The sequence below is a fragment of the Nocardioides sp. genome (genome assembly GCF_035481145.1).
Classification (GTDB): domain Bacteria; phylum Actinomycetota; class Actinomycetes; order Propionibacteriales; family Nocardioidaceae; genus Nocardioides.
Window position 1 is genome coordinate 25,416 of sequence record NZ_DATIHB010000138.1, and the last position, 21,623, is coordinate 47,038.

The following is a 21,623-nucleotide window of genomic DNA, read 5'->3' on the forward strand; positions in this document are numbered from 1 at the left end:
GGAAAGCATCTCTGTCCAATCAGTGAACCGATAGCCTCGCCCGCGTGACCAACCCGGGTGTCCCCCTCAAGGTGGCGATCGCGCACGACTACCTCACCCAGCGCGGTGGGGCCGAGCGCGTCGTCCTCGCGATGGCGCGCGCCTTCCCGGGGGCGACGATCCACACCACCCTCTACGACCCCGACGAGACCTTCCCCGAGTACGCCGACCTCGACGTCCGCACCTCCTGGCTGAACCGCTGGCGCTTCTTCCGCAAGAACCACCGCGCCGCCCTGCCGCTCCTGCCGTTCGCCGCCTCGTCGATGGAGATCGATGCCGACGTCGTGCTGGTCAGCAGCAGCGGCTGGGCGCACGGCATGCGGACCCGTGGCAGCAAGCTCGTCTACTGCTACACGCCCGCGCGCTGGCTCCACCAGTCCTCGCGCTACCTCGGCGACCACCCGGGCTTCCTCGAGTCGCTGATCCTCTTCCTGCTCCGGCCGCTCCTGAAGCTCTGGGACCGGCGCTCGGCGCGCGACGCCGCGGCGTACATCGCGATCTCGAACCTGGTCCAGGACCGCATCCACGCGGCGTACGGCCTGGATTCGACGGTGCTGCCCGCGCCGTGGCCCGACACCCGCTCGCACGACTCCGAGCCGATGGCGAACGTCGAAGGCTGGCTCGGCGGTGCGCCGTACGAGCTCTGCGTGTCCCGGCTGCTGCCCTACAAGAACGTCCGCTCCGTCGTCGCCGCGTACGCCGACGAGCCCCGCCGCCGCCTCGTCGTCGTCGGCAGGGGCCCGGAGGAGGAGGCGCTGCGCGAGATGGCCGGCGACAACGTCCTCTTCCTGCAGAACATCTCCGACGGGCAGCTCGCGTGGCTCTACCGCGGGTGCACCGCGCTGATCGCGATCAGCTACGAGGACTTCGGGCTGACCCCGCTCGAAGCCGCGTCATTCGGTCGCCCGAGCGTGGTGCTGCGCTGGGGAGGCTTCCTGGAGACCCAGGTGGAGGGCGTGACCGCGATCTTCGTCGACCAGCCGACACCCGACGCCGTCCGTGCGGGGCTCGCCGCGGTGGACGCGTCGACGTGGGACGCCGCGACGATCCGTGCCCACGCCGACCGCTACGGCGAGGACGTCTTCGTCAAGGCCCTCCACGAGGCCGTCGATGCGGCGGCCGCGCAGCGCTCGCCGCGCACCTGGGGCGCTGGGCCGGCGTAGTAACCTCCTCGCGTGACCAACGACATGCGCCAGATCGAGCAGGAGATCGAGGCGACCCGCGAGCGCCTCGCCGGCACCATCGACCAGCTGGTCTACCGGGCCCACCCCAAGACGATCGCCAACCGTCAGGCGACGGCTGTGAAGGCGACCTTCGTCGACCTCCAGACCGGCGCACCGCGCACGGACAACATCCTCAAGGTCGTCGGCGGCGTCGCCGGTGTGGTCGCTGCCTTCGTGGTGATCCGCAAGCTCAGCAACCGGTGACCCCGAAGGTCACCCCGGCCGGTGACAAGACGCCGGTCAAGATGCTCCACGACCGGATCCTGGTCGAGATCGACCGGGACGCGGGGGAGCGGCGCTCCTCCGGAGGCATCGTGATCCCGGCGACCGCCGCCATGGGCGGCCGCCGGCTCGCCTGGGCGCGGGTGACCGCCGTCGGCCCCAATGCCCGCTCCGTCGAGCCGGGTGACCGGGTCCTCTTCGACCCCGAGGAGAAGGCCGAGGTCGAGGTGCACGGCGAGATCTACGTCGTGCTGCGTGAGAAGGACGTCCACGCGGTCGCCGCCGACCGACTCGGTGAGGCCGAGACCGGCCTTTATCTCTGACCCGGCGAACGCCGACCGCCGCGCCTCCTGCAGGGGACGCGGCGGTCGTTGCGTGCGGGAGGGTCAGTCCTGCTGGCGGCCCTTGAACTCGTCCATGGTCTTGTGGATCCCGAAGACCTTGCCGACGAGGAGGTCGCGCAAGCCGGTGGGCAGGATGCCCTTGATCGTCTCGTTGAGGTAGACCGACTTCGGCATGATCACGAAGGCGGTGCCCTTGCGCATCGCCTTCCACACCTCGTTGACGACGTCGTCCGGCTCCAGCAGCGGCGTCATCAGGCCCGACTTGGCGCCCTCGAACATGCCCGTCTTCACGTAGTACGGGCAGACGGTGGTGACCTTGATGTCGGTGCCGGCCTGCTCGAGCTCGAGGCGCACCGAGTCGGAGAAGCCGATCGCGCCCCACTTCGACGCGGCGTACGCGGCCATGCGGGGGTTGCCGACGAAGCCTGCGGAGCTCGCGACGTTGACCAGACGGCCTTCCTTGCCTCCCTCGATCATCGCCGGGAGGAAGGCGCGGGTGATGAACATCGGCGCGAGCGTGTTGATCCGGATCGTGAACTCGGTGTCCGCGGCGTTGTCGGTCTCCCAGAAGTACTTGTTGCCGCGGACGACGCCTGCATTGTTGATCAGGACGTCGGGCGTGCCGACCTGCTCGAGGACGAGGGCGGCGTTCGCCTCGATCGCGTGCCGGTCGGAGACGTCGACGAGGTAGGTGTGGACCTCGGTCGCCCCTCCGGTCTGGCGGAGGTGGTCGGCGGTCTCGGCCAGGGCCGTGTGGTTGATGTCCCAGAGGACCACCGCGAGGGCGCCCTCGGCGACCGCGCGCTCGGCGTACATCTTGCCCATGCCCATCGCGGCGCCGGTGATGAGGACGATCTTGCCTTCGACGTTCTTCATGGCGGTGATCGTAGGGGGAGCGGCCGGCTGTGGGGGAGGTCTGGGCGCCGCAGTGACGCAGGCAACGCGATCCCGATTTCACCCGGCGCTCGTCCGCTGCTAATGTTCATCTCGCTTCAAGCGCGCGCCATTAGCTCAATTGGCAGAGCAGCTGACTCTTAATCAGCGGGTTCGGGGTTCGAGTCCCTGATGGCGTACACAGCAAGCAGCAAGCCCTTCGGATCCATCCGGAGGGCTTCTGCCATTTTCTCGGCCTCTTCGAAGGTGATGTCCACGTCGCCGGTGACACCGATGCGGCGTGACATCCACATCTGAGTGACACCCATCTGGCGCGCGAGCGTGCGCTGGCTGACGCCCTGGCGACCCATCTCGGCGCGAATCTCTGCAGCGAGGACCCGGGAGAAGCTCGACCGGTCCGGCAATGGGGTGATGTTGCTGATCGTCATGCCGGCAACGTAACGCAAATCGGCGCATCCGCACCAGTGGCGAGATAAGCCGACACGCCGACAGGGACGCTCGATTTGCAACGGGTAACGCTCAACGTGTCAATATCCCCGCATGAATCACAAGGAAACGGCAGAACGGCACATCGCCGCCGTGCAGACACACCGAGAGTCACTCCGGGACCTGTACCGCGACCCGAACCGCAACCCGCAGCTGGTCGCCCGGATCAACGCCGAGCTCGGCGACGGGCTCAAGCTCGCAGAGATCCACTCGACGCTCGCTGTAGCCGACGAGCTCGCCGCGATCCGAGAGGTGCTCGCCTCATGAGCGCCTACTTTCGCGACTGGCTGCTGCTCGTCGCTACAGCCGTCGCGGTCGGGATCTGGGGGCTCTTCCTCGTCTACTTCTGGACGATGTCGTGACCGGCCCGCAGCCTGGCGTCGCCGCGTCAGTGCGGGACTGCCCGACCTGCCAGCGCGTCCGCAACGTCCGCTGGACGCACGCGCGGGACTGCCGCTGCCTGGAGTGCTCGCACGCTCGCGAGCACCGGCGCGACCCCAACCTGCTCGCGACCCTCCTGGCTGAGCGCTTCGGCACTCCGTCGCGCCTCTCGTGACCGCGCATGCACATCACTCCCGCCCTGGCGTCCGAGATCGCGGCATGGAACCGCGCTCAGGCGCGAGCTCGTCGGGAGTACCTCGTCAACCCGTCGGCGCTGGCGAAGCGCGCGCCGACCTGTCTCGCGGACGGATGCCGGCACCGCACCGAGCACCCGAGCCGCATGTGCTGGAGGCACCGATGACGCGCCCGCAGTGGTGGGACTGGTGCGCGGCCGCCCGTGACCTCGCTACGTCCGCGGGGGAGTACGCGACGGCGATGTCCTGGGCATCGCTCTGCTGGGACTGGCGACGCGGCGCGCTCTCCGACCATGAGCGCGCACGGCCGATGACCGTCGATCACCTCAGGGACCTGGTGCCCGGTCAGCCCTCCGAGCGCACGATGCGCGACCACTTCGCCCGCCTGGTTGCTGGCGGGGTGCTCGAGGTGCTGCACCCGGGCGGCCGTGGTCGGGCGAAGACTTACGCCCCGGTACTCCCCGGGATTACCGGCAACTCACTGCCGGTAATCGCAGGCAACACCGGCAACTCACTGCCGGTAATCGAGCCCATTACCGGCAACTCACTGCCGGAAAGGCGGCAACCGGCTGCCAGCACACAGTTCTCATCAGAAGTTCCAGATTCCCCCCTCGCCCCCGCGCGCACGCACACGCACACACGCGAGGACGCCCCAACGATGGGGGGCAGGCCTTCGGCCGAGAACAACCCCGGCACCGAGCACGTCGCCGCTCTCCTGACCGCGCTCGAGCTGCGACTGCCGGGAACGTCGGCGCGGGTCGCCCCCGGCTACCGGGCGCAGCTCGCTCGTGGCTTCGCTGCGCTCGAGGTCGTCGGCTGGCGTCCGGTCGACGTGATCGAACGGCTGGCCGAAGGCTCGCTGCGTGGCGTCGGCTCTCCCGGCGCTGTCCTGGTCAGGCGGCTGGCGGATCTGGCATCCATGCCGCCCCCGGTCACCGCCGCTGAGGCCCGCGAGGTCCGAGAGGCCGCGCGGTCCCGTCCTGCCTGCGACCACGGCACCCCGGGCGGCTGCTCGAGCTGCTTCATGTGCCGCCGACATCAGCCCGACGAGGACGGCGTGCGCTGCGTCCAGTGCGCACCTGACGACCTCGTCGGCCCTCCCGGCAATACCGCCCCGCTCTTCCCCATCACCCCACCCGAAGGGACCACCTCATGAAGACCTGCGACCACCAGACCCCGGGCGGCTGCACCCGCTGCCCGCACTGCCGGAACAACGCCGCCGACGCGGACGGCGTGCTGTGCCACTGCTCGCCGCAGCACATCGCGATCGGTGACCTGGTCCGCGTCAACGACCGCGGCCCCGTCTACCGCGTCACCGAGCTCCGAGACGACAGCGGCACGTACGCCGCCGTCGCGCCGATCTCCGGCCTCGCCAGCCCCCGCATCGTCCGCACCGCCCACCTCACGAAGGAGAACATCTGATGACCTACCGCGAAGCCGAGTCCCTGAAGCGACTCAAGTCCGAGATCGACCGCGCCGCCCCGCGCCGCTCGACCGCCTCGGACGGCTGGATCGGAGACGCCGCGCACGCCTCCCGGACCTCCGACCACAACCCGTGGCTGAAGGACGCCTCCGGGGTCGGCGTCGTCCGCGCCCGCGACTTCACCCACGACCCCGCTGGCGGTCTCGACTGCCACAAGCTCGCGCTCTTCCTCGCTGATGCCCTGGGCGGGCATCCGGCACTGCGAGCGGGCGCGTACATCATCTGGAACCGCCGGATCATCTCCGCCAAGCGGCTCTCTGAGGGCTGGCGCCCGTACACGGGCAGCAACCCGCACACGAAGCACCTGCACCTGTCGGCCAGCACCACAGCCGGAGAGGCCGGCTACGACTCGACCCTCACCTGGGGATGGCCCCCGAAGGCGCCGAAGGTCGCGCGCAACACCGAGCTGCGCATTGACGAGATCTCCTCGCGCTGGGACCGGCCCGTCGCCTCGCTCAAGGCGGACATCGACCGTTCGTCCGCGGCAGCCGACGTGATCCTGCTTACGGAGGTGTACGACCGTCGCGCCGCTCTGGCTCGGATCGTCCCGGCCGGTTGGACCCTGCACCAGGTCACCGGCAGCGACCTCGCGGAGGTCGCGATCCTCACCCGCGACGCCGAATGGGTCGCGCTCCACTACTCCGCCAACGTCGTCGGCCCCGACCCCGGCCCCGGCAACCGCGTCGTGTGCGGCCTGGCGGTGCTCGAGCACACCAACGGCCACCGATTCATGGTCTCGATCTCGCACATGCCCTCCGGCGTCGAGAGCAACTGGGCCGGCAAGCGCGCCCGGATCTACCGCCGCGCCGTCAAGGGCATCGAGAAGCTGCACACCGACCGGTTCTTCACCTACGCCCCCAACGCTGAGGCCGCGTTCGCTGACTGGAACCTCAACGCACACCGACGCTGGGTCCGCGCCTACTTCAAGTCCGCCGTACGCCGCATGACCTTCCCCCGCGCCGCGATCGTCCCCAAGGGCGGCACGCACGCGGGCGGGCGCCTCATCGACTTCTTCCTGCGCCGCGGATGGCGCGTCAACCGCTGGGTGATCCTCCCGGCCACAGACGGCTCCGACCACCGCGCCATCCGCGTCCACGGCCAGATCGGAGACGCGAAGTGATGCGCTCCGACGCCCGCAAGCGACTCCCCAACAACACCACTACGAAGGACCAGGACATGGACCAGACCGTCACCATCGCCACCGAAGTCGCCCGCACCAGCCGCGGCCTGACCCTGCTCGAGGAAGCGCTGCTGGTGCGCGTCGAGCAGACGACCGCGAGCCTGACCGACTACGCCGAAGAGTGCGAGCGCCTCCGGGCCACCGTGCGGCAGGCCAAGACGCGGGCGTGCAGCCTGTGCGGCAGCGTGGACCGGGGCGAATGATGCGCGGCCTGATCCCGGTGTACGTCGTCGCCATGGTCGCCTGGCGCGCCGGACGCCGCTACGGCAAGACCGAAGGCGAGATCTCCGGCCTGGGCAAGGCGTCGGCGTACTACGCGAGCGGCCTGCTCGACGGTCGCGCGCTCGGACCGCGCCGCGGGAGGCGGTCATGAGCACCCACGTTTCGGACGACATGCCGGGGATCTCGCGCGACTCCAGCCGCCTGCCCTACCTCGAGGCCACCGGCGACTTCATCGACGTCGCCCACAACCTCGCCGACGACACCATCCGGCTGTCGATCGTCCACCCGGACTACGCGACGTGGCTCGACCCGCTCGAGGCGCGCGCGGTCGCCGCGGCGCTGATCCGGTGCGCTGATCGGGCCGAATCAGTTCTGTGAGCGGCGATCTCACGAAGCGCGGGCGTCCCCGTCGTCGCCACTGGTGGAGAGAGTTCTGCACCACGACGTACAGGGACGCCCGCGACGCCTGGGAAGCGCTCCGGGAGTCGGGGGAGTGCATGCAGCTCGAGGACGACGACTTCCGCGAGCTGCACCCCGCGCCCACGTTCAAGGCGACGCTGATCGGCCTCCGAGGGCACGGCGCGCGGTGGCACACGGCGGCGTGACACGCCGGTACGTCGAGCACCGTCCGGAAGTTGCCCGCGGATAACGCCCACGGTGAACGGCGTACGGCGCGCGACGGTCGCGAGCCGACCACTCGAAGGAGATTCCGATGCCCAGCACCCGCAGCATCCTCACCACCGCCGCGATCGCCCTCGCCGTCGTCGTCGCCAAGGACAAGTTCGGCTCGAAGGTCGGCCTCTGATGGCGAAGCGTCCCGCCCGCGGGCTCGCGTTCTGGGGCGCGGCCGGCGTCTCGGGCGTGATCGCCCTGACGCTGCTCAACGTCGTCGCCGACAAGGCAGGCGGCGGCCTCTCGTCGTTCCGTGACTACGTCGTCCGCCGCAACGGCTGACGAGAACAGGACCCCTCATGAACACCCAGATCGCCACTCGCTACATGCAGGGCATCGCCGTCCCTGAGACCTCCGTCAACCCGCAGGAGTTCTTCGCCCGCACCCGTCGCCGCCGCCAGCTCGAGGCGTCGAAGGCGTTCGCGGGCCTGGGCAACCAGGACACCTTCGAGATGAAGAAGGTCGACATCCTCGCGGGCATCCTGATCAAGCTCACCGGCACGGTCACCTCGACCCCCGGCGCCGGCACGGTCGCCACGACCGCCCGCTGGCCGTACGACCTGATCAAGAACGTTCGCTTCACGGCCAACGGCCAGGCGAACATCATCAACGTCTCCGGCTCCAAGCTGAAGGCGCGCGAGGTCATGAAGCACAGCGACCTCACCGACCGTGGCATCGTCCAGTCGGTCTCCGACGCCAACGTGCAGTCCGGCACCCTCGCCCTCGCTTCCGAGCGCTGGGGCGTCGGCAACCGCGACACCGCGATCGCGGGCGGCAACTACGACTACGACCTCGCCTGGTACCTCCCGATCGCGGAGGACGACCAGGACCTCATGGGCGCGATCTTCGCCGCCACGTCGAGCACGGACCTCACCGTGCAGATCGACTGGGCGACGTCGGCCGAGCTCTTCGTGCTCACCGGCAACGCCACCGCGGCCGTCTCCGGCACCGTCGAGCTCGAGGCGCTCCGGTTCTCGATCCCGATCGGCCCCGACGGCCAGATCGTGATCCCGGACCTGACCACCTTCCACTCGCTGATCCAGACCCGCCACACCGGGCTCGGCAACGGCGTCAACGAGCTGCGCCTGATGGGCCAGGGCGCCGGCAAGACGCTGCTGCGCACGTACGCGCAGCTGTGGAACGGCGCCGCGGGCGCCAACAACCCGGTCGAGGTCAACTCGACCAACTTCGGCACCCTCGCCTGGCGCTTCGGCGGCAACGAGACGCCGGATTCGGTCCCGAACGGCCGCATGCTCCGGATGCTCAACGAGCGGGACTACAACAGCGACATCGGCGCTGCTGTCCATGGCTTCTGGTGCCACGAGTTCGCCTCCGAGAACGCCTTCCGCGACTCGGTCGACCTCGGCACCACGTCGGAGTTCCGCCACGTCCTGGACATCCTCCCGGCCGTCGTGCTGAACAACGCCGCGCTCGAGGTCGTCACCGAGACGATCTACACCGCTGGCGCGGGTGCGTGAGTCCGATGCAGGACTGGATCAAGCCCGCTCCCGCCAAGTACGGCGGCGCGATGCTCGGTCAGCAGCAGGCCGTCACCAAGGACGCGACCGCCACCACGACGGTCGCGCCCTCGGTCACCCCGAAGCTGGCGGGCCTCACGTCCCCGTCCGGGCCGATGTTCTGGTTCGCCGCGCTCGCGGCGGGCGGTGTCGCCCTCATGGCGTACTCCACGTACGTCCCCGTGGTCGGCTGAGATGGCCGGCACCCGCAAGGCCACCGCTGGCCGTGCGCGGGCTTCGAGCTCGCGCACGGTCGGCGGCACGCTGAACCAGATCACCCTCACGCCGCCGAAGAAGGTCGGCGCGGGTGATCTGGCTGGCTTCGGTGCCGGCCTCCTGGCCTACGTCCTGGTGCTCAACTACCTGCGCAACGGCAAGGCCGGTGTTACCGGCTGGCTTGACGCGAAGTTCCTGAACAACCCGCACCCGGAACTCGCACGCGCAGGCAGCAGCTCGGGCACGCCGACTCTGCCGGCCATCCCCCCGGGCGCCATCGTCCGCCCGATCACGGGGGACCTGGAGTCCACTCGCCCGACCGTCGTCAACGTCTAGGAGCTCGTCATGGGAGGCATCTTCGTCGGCGTCCTCGGCGTCTGGGTCATCGTCCAGGTCGTCGCGGGCGGCGCGCTTCAACGGCTCGGGGTGACCCCGTGACCTGGCGCGGCGTCTTCTCGGGCGTCCTCGCCCTGGTCGCACTCGAGGCGGTACTGCGCTCGGAGAAGTCCGCCGCTCGCTTCGGCGGGATCTTCAAGGACATCGGGACGCTCGCGGAGCACGTCCTCTCGCCCGCCGTCCCCGCCATCCCCGACATCGCAGGTGTCGGGACCACCAACTGAGAAGGGAAACCATCATGAAGCAGGCAATGAAGTACGGCGCCGGTCTGATCGGGCTGTACCTGGTCGTCTCCAAGGGCACCAACGCCGGCCGCGCGATGAAGGACGGCGCCTCCGGTGGCGTGTCCATCATCAAGGCGCTGCAGGGTCGCTGAACCATGCTCCCCTCCAACCAGGTCACCACGACCGTTGTCGAGTACGGCGTCGACCGCCGCAACCCGGCCGCGGGCATCGTGCGTGATGCGATCACTCGCCTGCACGGCTTCCTCGTGCCCGTCACGCACGGCGCGGACGGCATGGACGAGACCACCTTCCACGGCTACGCCGACACGGTGCAGAGCTTCAAGGGCGCTGCGTCCCCCGCGGGGAATGCGATCACCTACCGCGACGGCGGCGCTGGGGAGATCTCCGACGCCCTGGTCTCCGGGCCGATGGGCGACCCTGCACGCCGTGTCTTCGCGGCCCGACTTCGACGGAGGCTCGCATGAGCATCGCTCCCGGCGCTGAGCGCGTCCCCCTGACGGGCAGCACGCCCCCGGCGACACCTTCCCCGGCCTCCGGTGGCCCGAAGGGCGTCAAGCTCGACCAGAAGACGCTCATGATGGGCGGCGCTGTCGTCGTGGCCCTGATCGCCTTCGCGTCCTCGCGTGGCGGCGCGGGCGGCACGAGCGGCGGCAACTTCGACACCGTCGAGCTCGACACCACCGAGACCGACCTCTACACCGCGGTGCAGCCCGAGCTCGAGCGGATCAACGACCAGCTCGAGGACCTCGGCATGCGCGACACGCCGGCCCCGGCCAAGCCGCAGGTCATCGTCAACGTGAGCAAGCCGACGCCGTCGAAGGCAGCACCCAAGCCAGGCACGGCCACGCAGCCCAACCTGCGGCTCTACACCGTGAAGAGGGGCGACAGCCTCTCCAAGATCGCGGCGCGCTTCAAGGTCAGCCGGATCCGGCTCTACCGGGCCAACAGCGGGCGCATCGAGGCCGCGGCGAAGAAGCACGGCAAGAAGAACTCCGGGAACGGCCGCTGGATCTACCCCGGCACGGTGCTGGTGATCCCGAAGTGAGCACCCTCTCCTACGAGCGTGTGTACGCCCTCGCGGCTGGCGCTGGCCTGTCGCGTGACAAGGCGATCATCGCGACCGCGATCGCCGCGGCCGAATCGGGCCTCAACCCGAACGCTCGAGGAGACGTCAGCCTGCAGGACGCGAAGTGGGGACCGTCGATCGGGCTGTGGCAGATCCGCTCGCTGAAGGCCGAGACCGGCAAGGGTTCCACCCGTGACGGGCAGCTGCTCTACGAGCCGACCTTCAACGCCCGATCGATGGCGTCGGTCTCGGCCAAGGGCAGCAACTTCTCGCCCTGGTCGGTCTACAAGAGTGGCGCGTACAAGAAGCACCTGCCCGCCGCTCAGAAGGCAGCCGGCGCGCCGTCGGTGCAGGGTATCGGCGGCACCACCAGCTCGAGCACGACAGCCCCAGGTGCCGCCACGTCGCTGGACGCCCCGCAGGTCCGTCCCGCCGCGTGGGGAGACAACCCGCTCGACGTGATCGGCAGCGCTGGCGACGCCACAGCCGACGCGGTCGCGACCGCTGTCGGTGGCAAGCTGCTCGACGTCGCCCGGGCCACGATCCCGTACGGCCTGGCGCTGACGCTCGGCGCGTCCCTGATCCTGCTGGGCGCGTGGAAGACGACGAAGCCATGACCAACACCTACCCGGGCATCGAGCCCGTCAAGGATTGGGTCCGCGCGGCCGCGCGCGAGGTCGGCAACCGGTTCGGCATCGCCAGCATCGGCGGCTACGGCAAGCGCTCCAACGCGACCGACCACGACGACGGCCTGGCGCTCGACTACATGACGCGCAACGGTGGCCCGCTCGCGGACTACGTGAAGGCAAACGCCGCGCGCCTCGGCGTCACCTACGTGATCTGGAACCAGCGGATCTGGTCCGCTGCCCGCAACTCCGAGGGCTGGCGCAAGATGCCCGACCGCGGCTCCGACACCGCGAACCACAAGGACCACGTGCACGTGTCATTCCGCTCGACCGCACCGTCTGGCTTCAAGCCAGCCGGACCCCCGTCCGGGAAGGGCACCGCGCCCCAGGCGCAGGGAAGCGACCCGTGGGCGGGCATCGACCCGAACGCCAACACCTACGTGATGGCAGAGGCCGCGCTCTTCGACGGCGCCGCTGAGGTCGTCGTCTACGGCGTCGCGCTGACGCTCGGCGTCGGCCTTCTCGTGCTCGGCGCGTGGCGGGTGTCCGCGCCGGCACGCAAGGTCGCGGGGGAGATGGGATCCGCAGCTACGACCGCAGCTGCCTCACTGGCAGGACCGCAAGGCAAGGCCGCCGCCTCGGCGGTCACCGCACTGAAGGGAAGCAAGGCATGAGCGACAACAACGAGCCGCAGGCAGAGCAGCTGATCGCGTTCACCGCGTGGCTGGAGAACCTGCGCAGCGAGGTCTCCGAGACCGTGTCGGGCGTGCTGCTGCGTGGCGCACGCGTCGTCCAGGTCGGCCTCAACGGCACGGCGCGCCCGACCTCGAGCGCGGGTGCCCTGGTGGGCTTCTCCCTGCTCAACACCACGGGCGCCGCGATCACCGTTCGGCTGCGTGACGGCCGGGACGCCGACGCGCCAGTGGTGCAGCTGGTGACGCTCGCCGCGGCAGAGGCCAAGTCCGAGTGGTGCGGCCCCGCGGGGCTCAACCTCGTGACCGGCCTCTTCGTGGACGCACCCGCGGGCCTCGAGGGCGCCGTCTACCTCCGGGGGACCGACTGATGGCGGCCAACGTGGTCGACACCGTGATGCTCACGGCCGCCGCCGCGCTCGCGGGGCTTGTCGTGACGGCCCTGTGGCGGCTCGGAGCCGTGCTCGTCGGCCTCCCGGCTGCACTGAATTCGCTCACAGAGCTTGTGAGAGAAATGCACCGCGACGTGCGGGGCCTCGAGGACCGCGTCAGCCGCCTCGAGGCGGGGGTGGCGGCATGAACCGCGAGTTCTACGTTGTCGCCGCCCTCGTCGCGCTCGACATGATCCTGCTCGCGCTGCTCGCCTGGGCTGCCGTCGAGATCCCCGACCCTCTGCTGGCGAGCGCACAGGTGCTCGTCGGAGCTGTCGCGGGCGCACTCGGCGTCCGCGGCCTCAACCGTCCCCAGGAGGACTGACACATGGCCGGATCGCTCTCCCAGATCACCCGTGACCGCCGCTCCGTCCTCGCGTGGCTCGGTCTCGTGCTCGCCGTCGTCTCCGTGTACGACGTGACCACCAACAAGCGCTGAGCCCATGTATCTCCCCGAGCCTTCCTCAAGCGCGAGCGCCTGGGCGGTCAGCGACTACCGTCAGCGCACCGGGCGGACACAGCCTGCGGCGGGTGGCGTCTGTCAGCTCGACTTCGGCCAGGTCCCCGAAGGCGAGCTGTGGCTGGTCGAGCGCGTCGTCGTCTCCTGCGACTCGAGCACGCCCACCGCAGCGTTCCTCTACGACACCAGCGTGGACGACTCCCGCGTGCTCGACGGCACACGCGTGGGGAACTTCGACGTGGCCGACAACAACTCACCGATCCAGGTGGCATCCGGCACCACCCTCGTTGTCGCCTGGGACGGTGCGAGCAATGGCGCCATCGGGCAGGCGCGGGTGCAGTACGTCGTGCTGAGGAAGGACGGGTACTGATGGGGTTCCGCTCGCCGCTGAACGGCATCCCGCCGTCCTCGCTGACAGACGACATGATCGCTGACGGCGCGATCACTGGCCCCAAGCTCTCGGCCGACGCGATCGACGGCAAGACCATCACGGGTGCCTTCATCCGCACCGCCGCGGCCGGGAAGCGCTGGGAGCTGGACTCCAACCCGGCCAACGAGCTGCGCGCCTACTCCGGGCACCCCGACGAGGTCGCTTCGGGTGGCCTGACCATCGAAACGATCGGTGACGACAGCGTGCTCACGCTCGAGACCCCGTCTGTCACTGGTGCCGGCGTCGCGCGTCTGAAGATGGTCGCGGCCGACGTGGTGGGCGTGGCGGAAAGCGACATGTACCTCACGGCCCGAGAGGTGACAGTCGGGACGTCCAGCGGCGCTGGCGGTGGCTTCAACGTCTACGACACTGCCCTGGTTAACCGTCGCTTCTCGGTGGCAACGGAGACTGGCTCAGACGGCATCAGGATCAACGACTCTGACCTGGTGCGCGGCATCAAGCGCGGCACCGCAACCGTGTCCCTGGTCGCTGCGCCGGCCGCGTCGTTTGACGTTGCCGTGACGTCCCCGACCGGAAGCCCGCCCGCTGTGGTGCTCTGTACCGTGGCCGACTCAACGGTCTACTTCGCCACGACCACGGTGCAGTCCGCGACGACCATCCGCATCTGGGTGCGGCGCTGGGACGGAACCTCCGCCACGGTCGGCGTGGCAGTCGATTGGCTCGCGATCTACTGACCCTGCTGACTACTGCTGGGCGTGCTTGTAGCCCTCCGACATCGGCAGCGGCGGCACGCGGTACAGGGCGTGCTCGCGGGCGTCGTACATCATGAACCAGTGCTCACCCATCGCGCGCGTGGCATCGAGCTCGCGCGCGAGCACCTTCGGCTCGATGCCGATGGAGGCCGCGATGCGCTCGCGGTCGCGCGGGTGCGGCAGGTCGTAGATCACGACGCGGTCAGCCTGGGATAGCAGCTTCGGGTCGATACCCATCGGCCGCGGCGTCGCCGCGATCAGGGAGACGTACCAGTGCCGCGACTGCGCCAACAGGGTGCGACCCTCCGGCCCGATCCGTCCCGCGGGGAACACCTCTTCGGCCTCGTCCACCCAGACGAGCACGCGCCGGTTCTTCGGGCGTAGCGCGAGGCCCAGGGCGCGGTCGAGATCCTCGCGGTAGGTCGGGGACGCCTGGTCAGCGACCCAGCGCAGCACGACGGGTTCGCCGCGGCGCTTCGGCGCCGGCATTGCGGCGGGCAGCTTGTGCACCGTGACCTGCTGGGGCAGCGAGGAGTCGGCGTCGCCGGTCGGGTCGATCACGAGCTTGTCGACACCGGGCCATGCCCGGAACGTCTCGCGCGCGTTGACCGACTTCCCCGACCCCTTGCGGCCACAGATGAAGATGATCTGGTTCTTGTCCGGGTCGAGCGCCGGGAACGGGTGACGCTCGCTCACAGCGCCGCCCTCAGAACCGCGACAGTCGGCGCGACGAGCACGCACACGCCCAGGAGCACGAGAACCTTCCACGTGCGGTCCGGACCGGGGTCGTACGTCGTCACGCGGCGTCCTCAGCGGGCTGCTCCACGAAGACCGAGGAGCGCACGAGCTGCGCGCGCTTCGCGAGCTGCTTCACGACGTAGTTGACGACGCCGAGCACCAGGGCGACGCCGTCGTTGACGTCGGGATTGGTGGCGGCGTCAGGCACGCGGCGTGCGGCGATGGACGCGAGCGGCGTCGCGATCGCCTTTACGTCCTCGTCGTCGGGCAGGTACAGGCCCTCAGCGCGCTCGAGCGTCTCGGGCTGCGTGAGCGTCGTGTGCGCGACCGTGCCGGCCGTCCGTACCGCCTGGCGCGCCGCGGGCAGCAGCGCGCGGGCCTTCGCCTTAAGAGTCGAGGGGGGTTCGGAAGCCGTAGCGGCGTCGCGGTCGCTCCGGTCGCTGTCGTCGGGAAGGTCCGACGACGGGAGACTCAGGTCCGGCTCCTCCGTCGTCCCCTCCCACGGGCTCGGGTCGCTCGGCTGGTGGAACAGCACCGACGCCATCGGGCTCTCCTGCGTCGTCTCCTCCTCGAGGCTGCTCGGGCTCTCGGACTGGGGGAGCTGCTCGCTTCGGTCGGGGTTGCGGGACATCGTAGGAGACCTCCTTGACCACATGCGCGGTCGTCGTTTCGGGCTGGTTGGTCGGCTCGGTCTCGCCCGCGGGCGCGGGCGCTCGATCCTTCGGGAGTCGGCGCGCGGTGACCTTCTCGGTGCACCCGTCCGACGCGCACTCACCCGTCCAGGTGGTGCGGTTGACAGCGGCGTGTGTCTCGGTGACGTGGCCGGCCTTGCAGGTGCCTCGCACCTTCGGGCCACGTCGAGAACCGTTCGGGGTTTGCGTGCTCACGCGCTCGATACTCCGAGCACGGGCGCGTTACGTCCGGGTAGTCACTCGACGTTCGCGCCCGCGTGTCGCCATTCCCCCTAGGTAAAGGACCAACCCATGCCCACCGTGATTGACGAGTACGCCGCCCTCCCCGGCCGCATCGCAGACGCCGCGCAGCACGTCGAAGACGCCCGCACGGCGCTCGTCAACGAGCTCGAGCGCCGCGACGACCTGATCGCGCAGGCGATCGACCAGGCCGGGATGAAGTACGCCGCAGTGGCGAAGGCCGCGGGCCTCACCGCGCCGCAGATCGTGCGGATTATGTCCCGCTCGAGCGCCGACGACGACTAACCTCCGGGCATGCGTCGTTTCGTTCTCCCCGTCCTGCTTGTCCTCGTTGCTGGCGTGGCAATCGCCGCGCTGGTAGTCGCGCTCGGAGCCCCGGAGGCGAGCAAGGAGCAAACGTCGCCGGACCTGAAGCAGCTCGAGGCGAAGGTGACCGCACTGTCGGCCCGCGTTGACGGCCAGGCGAGGACGATCGCGGCGCAGCAAGCTCGACTGAGCAAGATCTGTGACAAGGACGTGGTGGGCCGCTTCGACGCGAACCTGACGGGCCAGCAGAGCGCGTACACGGGGACCGACTGGACCTACTGGACCAACCTCACGGGCCTGCTGGGATCGATCTGTGGCGACCTCTACGAGGCAGAACCCGCGAGCGTGGACTAGAGCCCGTCAGCGGCGCCCATCATCGCCGCACGCACCGCCGCTCGGGACACCTGCGTGTAGATCGCGGTCGTCTCCGGCTTGGAGTGGCCGAGCAGCTCTTGCACGGCGCGCAGATCCTTCGTCTGGTCGTACGCCCGCGTGCCCGCGCGGTGGCGCAGCGTGTGCGTCGTCAACTTCGAGTCCAGGCGCGCCTCGATCGCCTGCAGCTCGGACGCCACGAGCTTGCCCAGGTGAGCCGGCGTCAGGTGCCGGCCGTGCGACGACGGGAAGAGGTAGCCCGCGGGCATCCTCAGGATCTCGCGCGCGATCTCGTCGGGCAGCGGCACCAGGCGCTCATGCCCGCCCTTGCCGCGCACCCAGAGGCAGTGGCCGGCGAGGTCGTCCTGGACGTGCTCGCGCTTCGCCTTCGCGATCTCCCCGCGCCGCAGGCCGCACGCGCCGCCCAGGCGCACCGCGAGCCGCACGCGAGGGTCCGTGGCACGCAACGCGATCCGGTAGACCGCCTCCGGGGTCGGGCGGGGGAGTGCGCGCGGGACGTTCGGCGGCAGCCACAGGTGCGGCGGGGAGTGCGTGACCCGGCCCGTGGCGAGCGCCCAGGAGTAGAAGCTGCGCAGGCTCGCCCGGTAGGCCCGCGCGGTGTTCGGCAGCCAGGGCTTACCGGCCACCCATGCGGTGAGCCCGTCGAAGGTCAGCGACTCCGGGGTGCCGCCGACCTCTCGGGAGAAGCGCGTCACGTGATACACGCGCAGGTCGATCGTCGCCACGCGCAACTTGCGGGCGGTCATGTACGTCTGCCAGGCCGCGATCTCGCGTGCCCACTTTGTGAGTCCAGTCATATCGAGGCCGATTTCTACGGGAGAAGCCGAACTAGGAAGCACCACGTGCCAGCCTCTAGGGCCAGAAATCACCCGGTGCGCGCAGAGAACCCCCCGAATGGGCCACGTCGGAAATAGCCAGATGGCCGATGCGCTACCAGCTGGAGCGGCGAAGCGCCTCGATCGCGGCGTCGATCGTGCGCAGGACGCAGCGCCCGCAGATCGGTCGGGCGTCCTCGCGTGGTGGCCTCGGGCCGGCGTAGCTGACGCACTCGAAGCAGGCCATTGGGTTGTAGTGCCCCCAGTTGCGCGGGAGGCCGCAGCCGCGGTGGTCGGGGTCGCTGTGCCCGACTGCGCTGCACTCGCTGCACACCCATACCCGAGACGCCTGGTTGCGCTGAGCCAGCCCGCTCATGCTCCCCTCCGGAAGGGGATCACTTCGGCCAGTTCCTGCTGGTCAGCGGCCAAATCAGGGGAATCAGCGGGTTCGGGGTTCGAGTCCCTGATGGCGTACAACACGAGGGCCTGACCAGCAGAGATGCGGTCAGGCCCTCTGTCATTTTCCGTTGCCCGTCGTACGCCGCGGCGCTCTGGGTACCTCCCTTCCTGACCCACAGGAGGAGACAGTGATGGAGACCTGGACCTGGATCGTGATCGCCGTCGTGGTGGCGCTCGTCGTCATCGCAGCAGTGATGGCCGGCATGAAGAAGAAGCAGGAGCACGACCGGCAGCACGCCGCCGAGCTGCGGGAGACCGCCGGCCGCCAGAAGGTCGCCGTCGAACGGCGCGACGCCGAGGCGCGCACGGTCGAGGCGGAGGCGGAGCGGGTGCGCGCGGAGGCCGACCGGTTGGAGGCGATCGCGCAGGAGCGTCGTACGGACGTCGAGTCGCAGCGGGCGTCGTACACCGACCGGCTGCAGAAGGCCGACGAGCTCGACCCGGACGTCAAGCACCGCGCCGACTGAGAGGCGCGGCCCCCTTGCGGAATAGATGATGTGTCATCTAATGTTGAGGCAGGCGAATCCCGCCGATCCTTGAGGAGGATCCGATGCCCGCAGTGACCGTTGACGACCTGACCGTCCTGGACCGCATCCAGGCGCCCGGGCTGGGTGACCAGCCGCGCGGCGTCGTGCAGGTCACCACCGCCCCGACCGGCTACGAGGGGGAGGGCTTTCCGGTCCGTCGTGCCTTCGCCGGCATCGACCACCGCCACCTCGACCCCTTCCTGATGATGGACCAGATGGGCGAGGTCGACTACGCGCCCGGCGAGCCGAAGGGCACGCCGTGGCACCCGCACCGCGGCTTCGAGACCGTCACCTACATGATCGACGGCGTCTTCGAGCACCGTGACAACCACGGAGGCGGCGGCACGATCACCAACGGTGACACCCAGTGGATGACCGCCGGTGCGGGCATCCTGCACATCGAGACCCCGCCGGAGTGGCTGGTCCAGTCGGGCGGCCTCTTCCATGGAGTCCAGCTCTGGGTGAACCTGCCGAAGTCCGACAAGCTCATGCAGCCGAAGTACCAGGACATCCGCTCCGGTGAGGTGAAGCTGCTGAGCACGCCGGATGCCGGCGTCCTGGTCCGGGTGATCGCAGGCCAGGTCGGCAACAACGCCGGCCCTGGTGCGACGCACTCGCCGATGACGATGGTGCACGCGTCACTCGAGCCGGGCGCGAAGCTCGAGCTGCCCTGGAACGTCGACTACAACGCGCTGGTCTACGTGCTCAACGGGCAGGGCACCGTCGGCGTCGACGGTCAGCCGCTCAAGTCCGGTCAGACCGCGGTCCTCGGCGCGGGTGACTTCCTCACGGTGCAGGCCGACCAGCGCCAGGAGTCGCGTACGCCGCGGCTCGACGTGATCATCCTCGGCGGCGAGCCGATCCGCGAGCAGGTCGCGTGGGCCGGGCCGTTCGTGATGAACACCAAGGCCGAGGTCATGCAGGCGTACGAGGACTTCCAGAAGGGGCGGTTCGGCCACATCCCGGCCGGCTGACGCCCTGTCGTCACGTCGCGAGGGCCCCGGTGGGCGCACCGGGGCCCTTGGTGTGTGCAGGTGGGGTGTGACCCAGATCCGATTGCAGAGTTCCTTCTCGTGCTGCTTGGGTAAGGCGCTCCTAACTAAGGATCACCTAAGAAACTCGGAAGGTCCAACTACATGCGCCGCAACGCCGTCCTCGCCCTCGCCACCCTCCCGCTTGCTGCCGCCAGCCTCGCTGCCTGCGGCGCCGAGGAGGAGATGGCAGACTCCGCCGTCCCGGCCGGGGTCGAGAAGCAGTACGAGGTTCTCGCCGAGGAGATCGCCGAGAAGGGCAAGACGGTCGAGTCCGGTGCCTGGACCGTCAACCTGATCACCGAGGCCGCCGAGCCGTGGCACGAGGTGCACGGCATGGGCCACACCGCGTTCCGTGACGTGAAGGCCGGCGAGACCAACCACATCGAGATCATCCCGGTGGACACCGCCTCGGGGCGGATCGTGCCCGACGTCCCGATCACCCTCGAGGTGATCGACGCCGACGGCACCGTCGTCGCCAAGCAGCAGCTCAGCTTCTACGGCTCGACGTTCTTCCACTACGCCGACAACTTCTCCATCAAGGAGAAGGGCGAGTACACGATCAAGGCGACCCTCGAGGCTCCGGCGTTCCCGTGGCACGGTGCCGAGGACGAGGCGCCTGCGCTCTCCGACGGCGCGGTGGTCGAGTTCGACGGCGTCGAGCTCGGCGCCGAGTGACCGAGCTCCTCGAGCGTGCCGTGGAGCCGGCGGCCGGGACGACGGCAGACATCGTCCCGGCTCGCCGGCGCCCGGAGTGGCTGCCGCTGGCCGCGGTCGGATCGCTGATCCTGGCCACGGCGCCCGCCGTCGTGTGGACGTGTTCGCACACCCACCCAGCGCCGCTGCTCCACGACGTTGCCCTCTTCGTCCATCTCGCCGCACTGCTGGTCGGCTTCGGGGCAGTGCTCAGCGTCGACTGGGTCGCCGCTCTCTTCATCCTCGGCAAGCGGAGTTTCCACGAGATGATGCGGGCCGCCGACAACGCGGCCGTGCCCGTCTGGGCGGGGTACGCCGGCCTGGTGCTGTCCGGCCTGCTCCTCGAGCCGGATCTGGCCAGCCCGGTGACGCAGGTGAAGCTCGCGCTGGTGCTGGTCATCGGGCTGAACGGTGTCGTCGCCCTCGGCCTGCACCGGGCGCTGGGTCGCGGCGCGGACCTGCGGTGGATGGCCCTCGGCGGCATGTGTGCCACGGTCTCCCAGCTGGCCTGGTGGGGCGCCACGGTCGTCGGCTTCCTCAACGCCCACTGATCCCTGACACAATGAGGGCCGCAAGCCTCCGTAGCTCAGCTGGATAGAGCACCGGCCTTCTAATCCGATGGTCGCAGGTTCGAATCCTGCCGGGGGCGCCACTTCCTCGTCGTCACTGCACGGCGGCGAGCAGCTCGGCCGTGGGGTCGGCGGCGGGGGTGCCGTCGATGATCGCGGTCGGGGTGGACCGGACGCCTGCCTTCGACATCGCATCCGTGGCGGCGACGACCCATGCGTCGAACGTGCCGTCCTCGATGAGCGGGGTCACCTCGGCACGGCCTGCGCCGGCCTTGACCGCCTGCTCGATCAGCTCGTCGTTGGTGGGGCCCGCGGTGCCCTCCTCGGGCTGGGCTGCGAAGAGGGCGTCGTGGAATGCCGCGAAGGCGTCGGCGCCTGCGACCTCGTGGACCGCCAGGGCAGCGTTGGCCGCACGCGAGGAGTAGGCGTTGGCCGACGCACGGTCGAGGAACGAGACGATCCGGTACTCGACCTTCACGGTGCCGTCCGCGACGCCTTGGCGGACCGCCTCGGACGTCGCGCTCTCGAGCAGGCCGCACGCGGGGCACTGGAAGTCCTCGTAGATGACGACCGTCCTTTCGGCGTCCTCCTCGCCGACCACGACACCGTGCTCGGCCGTCACTCCCGAGGGGACGGTGTCGACCGCTGCGCCGGTCGTGTCGCGACGCCCCTGGACGAGGACGCCGATCGTCACGACCAGGGCGAGAACCGCGGCGACTGCGGCCACGACGTACAGGTTGCGGCGGCGTGAGGCCGCCTCTTCGGTCCGGCGTACGGCGGCGGCGCGCTCGGCGGGGGTGGGACGGTTCATCAAGAGGGCCTTCCGGGAGGGGGAGTCGGGAAGAGGAGGGAGTCCGCGGCGAGCCGGGTGCGTGGTCGTACGACGAGCCAGGCCGATGCGGCAGCCAGGGCCAGGTCACGGGCGATCTCGCCGGGGTACTTCGAGGTGGCATCCGCGTCGAAGCCACCGCCGCCGAAGCAGCCGCAGTCGATCTGGAGGCCGCGCGCCCACGCCGACGCGATGC

39 protein-coding genes and 2 tRNA genes are annotated in these 21,623 nt (G+C 69.7%); 34 read left to right on the plus strand and 7 right to left on the minus strand.

The window, feature by feature from the left end; all coding sequences use genetic code 11:
- Window positions 1-44 precede the first annotated feature (44 nt).
- From VLF38_RS11340 to VLF38_RS11350, 3 genes are read left to right on the plus strand one after another with little or no spacing between them, the layout of a single operon-like run.
- Complete coding sequence (locus tag VLF38_RS11340; RefSeq protein ID WP_325271368.1) at window positions 45-1,202, plus strand: glycosyltransferase; 1,158 nt, start codon at window positions 45-47, stop codon at window positions 1,200-1,202.
- A gap of 12 nt (window positions 1,203-1,214) precedes the next feature.
- Window positions 1,215-1,466: a DUF3618 domain-containing protein gene (locus tag VLF38_RS11345; protein ID WP_325271369.1), complete on the plus strand. Its 252-nt coding sequence runs from the start codon at window positions 1,215-1,217 to the stop codon at window positions 1,464-1,466.
- A gap of 41 nt (window positions 1,467-1,507) precedes the next feature.
- A complete protein-coding gene (locus tag VLF38_RS11350; protein ID WP_325271407.1) occupies window positions 1,508-1,807 on the plus strand; it encodes a co-chaperone GroES in 300 nt (99 codons plus the stop codon).
- Window positions 1,808-1,870: 63 nt separating this feature from the next.
- Here VLF38_RS11350 and VLF38_RS11355 read toward each other — a convergent pair whose 3' ends face one another.
- On the minus strand, window positions 1,871-2,704 hold the full coding sequence (locus VLF38_RS11355; RefSeq protein WP_325271370.1) for an SDR family oxidoreductase: 834 nt from the start codon (window positions 2,702-2,704) through the stop codon (window positions 1,871-1,873).
- Window positions 2,705-2,828: 124 nt separating this feature from the next.
- Between VLF38_RS11355 and VLF38_RS11360 the strand changes: the two genes are divergently transcribed.
- From VLF38_RS11360 to VLF38_RS11475, 24 genes are all read left to right on the plus strand, one after another.
- Window positions 2,829-2,901 (plus strand) — tRNA-Lys (locus VLF38_RS11360).
- A gap of 361 nt (window positions 2,902-3,262) precedes the next feature.
- Window positions 3,263-3,475, plus strand: a complete 213-nt coding sequence (locus VLF38_RS11365; RefSeq protein ID WP_325271371.1) for a hypothetical protein — start codon at window positions 3,263-3,265, stop codon at window positions 3,473-3,475.
- A gap of 91 nt (window positions 3,476-3,566) precedes the next feature.
- The gene (locus VLF38_RS11370; RefSeq protein WP_325271372.1) at window positions 3,567-3,764 is read left to right on the plus strand and encodes a hypothetical protein; all 198 of its coding nucleotides are present in this window, start codon (window positions 3,567-3,569) and stop codon (window positions 3,762-3,764) included.
- Window positions 3,765-3,946: 182 nt separating this feature from the next.
- Window positions 3,947-4,939, plus strand: a complete 993-nt coding sequence (locus VLF38_RS11375) for a hypothetical protein (RefSeq protein WP_325271373.1) — start codon at window positions 3,947-3,949, stop codon at window positions 4,937-4,939.
- Entirely contained in the window at window positions 4,936-5,205 is a 270-nt protein-coding gene (locus VLF38_RS11380; RefSeq protein ID WP_325271374.1) for a hypothetical protein, read from the plus strand. The genes VLF38_RS11375 and VLF38_RS11380 overlap by 4 nt, the downstream gene beginning before the upstream one ends.
- Entirely contained in the window at window positions 5,205-6,386 is a 1,182-nt protein-coding gene (locus tag VLF38_RS11385; protein WP_325271375.1) for a hypothetical protein, read from the plus strand. Before VLF38_RS11380 ends, VLF38_RS11385 begins: the two co-directional genes overlap by 1 nt.
- Window positions 6,387-6,442: 56 nt before the next feature.
- The gene (locus tag VLF38_RS11390) at window positions 6,443-6,649 is read left to right on the plus strand and encodes a hypothetical protein (protein WP_325271376.1); all 207 of its coding nucleotides are present in this window, start codon (window positions 6,443-6,445) and stop codon (window positions 6,647-6,649) included.
- Window positions 6,649-6,819: a hypothetical protein gene (locus VLF38_RS11395; RefSeq protein WP_325271377.1), complete on the plus strand. Its 171-nt coding sequence runs from the start codon at window positions 6,649-6,651 to the stop codon at window positions 6,817-6,819. The genes VLF38_RS11390 and VLF38_RS11395 overlap by 1 nt, the downstream gene beginning before the upstream one ends.
- Window positions 6,816-7,046, plus strand: a complete 231-nt coding sequence (locus VLF38_RS11400) for a hypothetical protein (protein ID WP_325271378.1) — start codon at window positions 6,816-6,818, stop codon at window positions 7,044-7,046. The genes VLF38_RS11395 and VLF38_RS11400 overlap by 4 nt, the downstream gene beginning before the upstream one ends.
- 426 nt (window positions 7,047-7,472) lie before the next feature.
- Window positions 7,473-7,622, plus strand: a complete 150-nt coding sequence (locus tag VLF38_RS11405; protein WP_325271379.1) for a hypothetical protein — start codon at window positions 7,473-7,475, stop codon at window positions 7,620-7,622.
- A gap of 17 nt (window positions 7,623-7,639) precedes the next feature.
- Window positions 7,640-8,818 carry a hypothetical protein gene (locus tag VLF38_RS11410; protein WP_325271380.1) on the plus strand — a complete coding sequence of 393 codons (1,179 nt, stop codon included), beginning with the start codon at window positions 7,640-7,642 and terminating at the stop codon, window positions 8,816-8,818.
- On the plus strand, window positions 8,815-9,051 hold the full coding sequence (locus VLF38_RS11415) for a hypothetical protein (RefSeq protein WP_325271381.1): 237 nt from the start codon (window positions 8,815-8,817) through the stop codon (window positions 9,049-9,051). The genes VLF38_RS11410 and VLF38_RS11415 overlap by 4 nt, the downstream gene beginning before the upstream one ends.
- Before the next feature lies 1 nt (window position 9,052).
- Window positions 9,053-9,409, plus strand: a complete 357-nt coding sequence (locus VLF38_RS11420) for a hypothetical protein (protein ID WP_325271382.1) — start codon at window positions 9,053-9,055, stop codon at window positions 9,407-9,409.
- Between the two features lie 98 nt (window positions 9,410-9,507).
- Window positions 9,508-9,693, plus strand: coding sequence for a hypothetical protein (locus tag VLF38_RS11425; protein ID WP_325271383.1), 186 nt, complete (start codon window positions 9,508-9,510; stop codon window positions 9,691-9,693).
- Between the two features lie 14 nt (window positions 9,694-9,707).
- Window positions 9,708-9,845: a hypothetical protein gene (locus VLF38_RS11430; RefSeq protein ID WP_325271384.1), complete on the plus strand. Its 138-nt coding sequence runs from the start codon at window positions 9,708-9,710 to the stop codon at window positions 9,843-9,845.
- Between the two features lie 3 nt (window positions 9,846-9,848).
- Window positions 9,849-10,178: a hypothetical protein gene (locus VLF38_RS11435; RefSeq protein ID WP_325271385.1), complete on the plus strand. Its 330-nt coding sequence runs from the start codon at window positions 9,849-9,851 to the stop codon at window positions 10,176-10,178.
- Entirely contained in the window at window positions 10,175-10,759 is a 585-nt protein-coding gene (locus tag VLF38_RS11440) for a LysM peptidoglycan-binding domain-containing protein (protein WP_325271386.1), read from the plus strand. The genes VLF38_RS11435 and VLF38_RS11440 overlap by 4 nt, the downstream gene beginning before the upstream one ends.
- Window positions 10,756-11,397 (plus strand): transglycosylase SLT domain-containing protein, encoded by a 642-nt coding sequence (locus VLF38_RS11445; protein ID WP_325271387.1) that lies wholly within the window; start codon window positions 10,756-10,758, stop codon window positions 11,395-11,397. Before VLF38_RS11440 ends, VLF38_RS11445 begins: the two co-directional genes overlap by 4 nt.
- Window positions 11,394-12,080 carry a hypothetical protein gene (locus VLF38_RS11450; RefSeq protein WP_325271388.1) on the plus strand — a complete coding sequence of 229 codons (687 nt, stop codon included), beginning with the start codon at window positions 11,394-11,396 and terminating at the stop codon, window positions 12,078-12,080. Before VLF38_RS11445 ends, VLF38_RS11450 begins: the two co-directional genes overlap by 4 nt.
- Complete coding sequence (locus VLF38_RS11455) at window positions 12,077-12,469, plus strand: hypothetical protein (protein ID WP_325271389.1); 393 nt, start codon at window positions 12,077-12,079, stop codon at window positions 12,467-12,469. The genes VLF38_RS11450 and VLF38_RS11455 overlap by 4 nt, the downstream gene beginning before the upstream one ends.
- Window positions 12,469-12,678, plus strand: a complete 210-nt coding sequence (locus tag VLF38_RS11460; protein ID WP_325271390.1) for a hypothetical protein — start codon at window positions 12,469-12,471, stop codon at window positions 12,676-12,678. Before VLF38_RS11455 ends, VLF38_RS11460 begins: the two co-directional genes overlap by 1 nt.
- Window positions 12,675-12,854, plus strand: coding sequence for a hypothetical protein (locus VLF38_RS11465; RefSeq protein WP_325271391.1), 180 nt, complete (start codon window positions 12,675-12,677; stop codon window positions 12,852-12,854). The genes VLF38_RS11460 and VLF38_RS11465 overlap by 4 nt, the downstream gene beginning before the upstream one ends.
- Before the next feature lie 118 nt (window positions 12,855-12,972).
- Window positions 12,973-13,359: a hypothetical protein gene (locus VLF38_RS11470; RefSeq protein ID WP_325271392.1), complete on the plus strand. Its 387-nt coding sequence runs from the start codon at window positions 12,973-12,975 to the stop codon at window positions 13,357-13,359.
- Window positions 13,359-14,114 (plus strand): hypothetical protein, encoded by a 756-nt coding sequence (locus VLF38_RS11475; protein ID WP_325271393.1) that lies wholly within the window; start codon window positions 13,359-13,361, stop codon window positions 14,112-14,114. The genes VLF38_RS11470 and VLF38_RS11475 overlap by 1 nt, the downstream gene beginning before the upstream one ends.
- A gap of 9 nt (window positions 14,115-14,123) precedes the next feature.
- Here the strand turns inward: VLF38_RS11475 and VLF38_RS11480 are convergent, their stop codons facing one another.
- Both VLF38_RS11480 and VLF38_RS11485 read right to left on the minus strand, forming a co-directional pair.
- Window positions 14,124-14,828, minus strand: coding sequence for a hypothetical protein (locus VLF38_RS11480; RefSeq protein WP_325271394.1), 705 nt, complete (start codon window positions 14,826-14,828; stop codon window positions 14,124-14,126).
- Window positions 14,829-14,928: 100 nt separating this feature from the next.
- Window positions 14,929-15,501 (minus strand): hypothetical protein, encoded by a 573-nt coding sequence (locus VLF38_RS11485; RefSeq protein WP_325271395.1) that lies wholly within the window; start codon window positions 15,499-15,501, stop codon window positions 14,929-14,931.
- A gap of 352 nt (window positions 15,502-15,853) precedes the next feature.
- Here VLF38_RS11485 and VLF38_RS11490 point away from each other — a divergent pair, with 352 nt between their 5' ends.
- On the plus strand, window positions 15,854-16,087 hold the full coding sequence (locus VLF38_RS11490) for a hypothetical protein (protein WP_325271396.1): 234 nt from the start codon (window positions 15,854-15,856) through the stop codon (window positions 16,085-16,087).
- 9 nt (window positions 16,088-16,096) lie between these two features.
- Window positions 16,097-16,462, plus strand: a complete 366-nt coding sequence (locus VLF38_RS11495) for a hypothetical protein (protein ID WP_325271397.1) — start codon at window positions 16,097-16,099, stop codon at window positions 16,460-16,462.
- Here the strand turns inward: VLF38_RS11495 and VLF38_RS11500 are convergent.
- The gene (locus VLF38_RS11500) at window positions 16,459-17,298 is read right to left on the minus strand and encodes a tyrosine-type recombinase/integrase (RefSeq protein ID WP_325271398.1); all 840 of its coding nucleotides are present in this window, start codon (window positions 17,296-17,298) and stop codon (window positions 16,459-16,461) included. The genes VLF38_RS11495 and VLF38_RS11500 overlap by 4 nt on opposite strands.
- A gap of 133 nt (window positions 17,299-17,431) precedes the next feature.
- Window positions 17,432-17,692: a hypothetical protein gene (locus VLF38_RS11505; RefSeq protein WP_325271399.1), complete on the minus strand. Its 261-nt coding sequence runs from the start codon at window positions 17,690-17,692 to the stop codon at window positions 17,432-17,434.
- A gap of 214 nt (window positions 17,693-17,906) precedes the next feature.
- Between VLF38_RS11505 and VLF38_RS11510 the strand changes: the two genes are divergently transcribed.
- The 5 genes from VLF38_RS11510 (at window position 17,907) to VLF38_RS11530 (ending at window position 20,681) form a co-directional block, all read left to right on the plus strand.
- Window positions 17,907-18,242, plus strand: coding sequence for a hypothetical protein (locus VLF38_RS11510; protein ID WP_325271400.1), 336 nt, complete (start codon window positions 17,907-17,909; stop codon window positions 18,240-18,242).
- An 83-nt stretch (window positions 18,243-18,325) separates the two neighbouring features.
- Window positions 18,326-19,276 carry a pirin family protein gene (locus VLF38_RS11515; protein ID WP_325271401.1) on the plus strand — a complete coding sequence of 317 codons (951 nt, stop codon included), beginning with the start codon at window positions 18,326-18,328 and terminating at the stop codon, window positions 19,274-19,276.
- 162 nt (window positions 19,277-19,438) lie between these two features.
- Window positions 19,439-20,011, plus strand: a complete 573-nt coding sequence (locus VLF38_RS11520; protein ID WP_325271402.1) for an iron transporter — start codon at window positions 19,439-19,441, stop codon at window positions 20,009-20,011.
- Window positions 20,008-20,580: a hypothetical protein gene (locus tag VLF38_RS11525; RefSeq protein ID WP_325271403.1), complete on the plus strand. Its 573-nt coding sequence runs from the start codon at window positions 20,008-20,010 to the stop codon at window positions 20,578-20,580. Before VLF38_RS11520 ends, VLF38_RS11525 begins: the two co-directional genes overlap by 4 nt.
- Window positions 20,581-20,604: 24 nt before the next feature.
- Window positions 20,605-20,681, plus strand: a tRNA-Arg gene (locus tag VLF38_RS11530).
- A gap of 11 nt (window positions 20,682-20,692) precedes the next feature.
- Here the strand turns inward: VLF38_RS11530 and VLF38_RS11535 are convergent.
- Both VLF38_RS11535 and VLF38_RS11540 read right to left on the minus strand, forming a co-directional pair.
- A complete protein-coding gene (locus VLF38_RS11535; protein ID WP_325271404.1) occupies window positions 20,693-21,409 on the minus strand; it encodes a DsbA family protein in 717 nt (238 codons plus the stop codon).
- Window positions 21,409-21,623: MauE/DoxX family redox-associated membrane protein (locus tag VLF38_RS11540; RefSeq protein ID WP_325271405.1), on the minus strand; the 215-nt coding region annotated here is incomplete at its 5' end. The genes VLF38_RS11535 and VLF38_RS11540, both read right to left, overlap by 1 nt.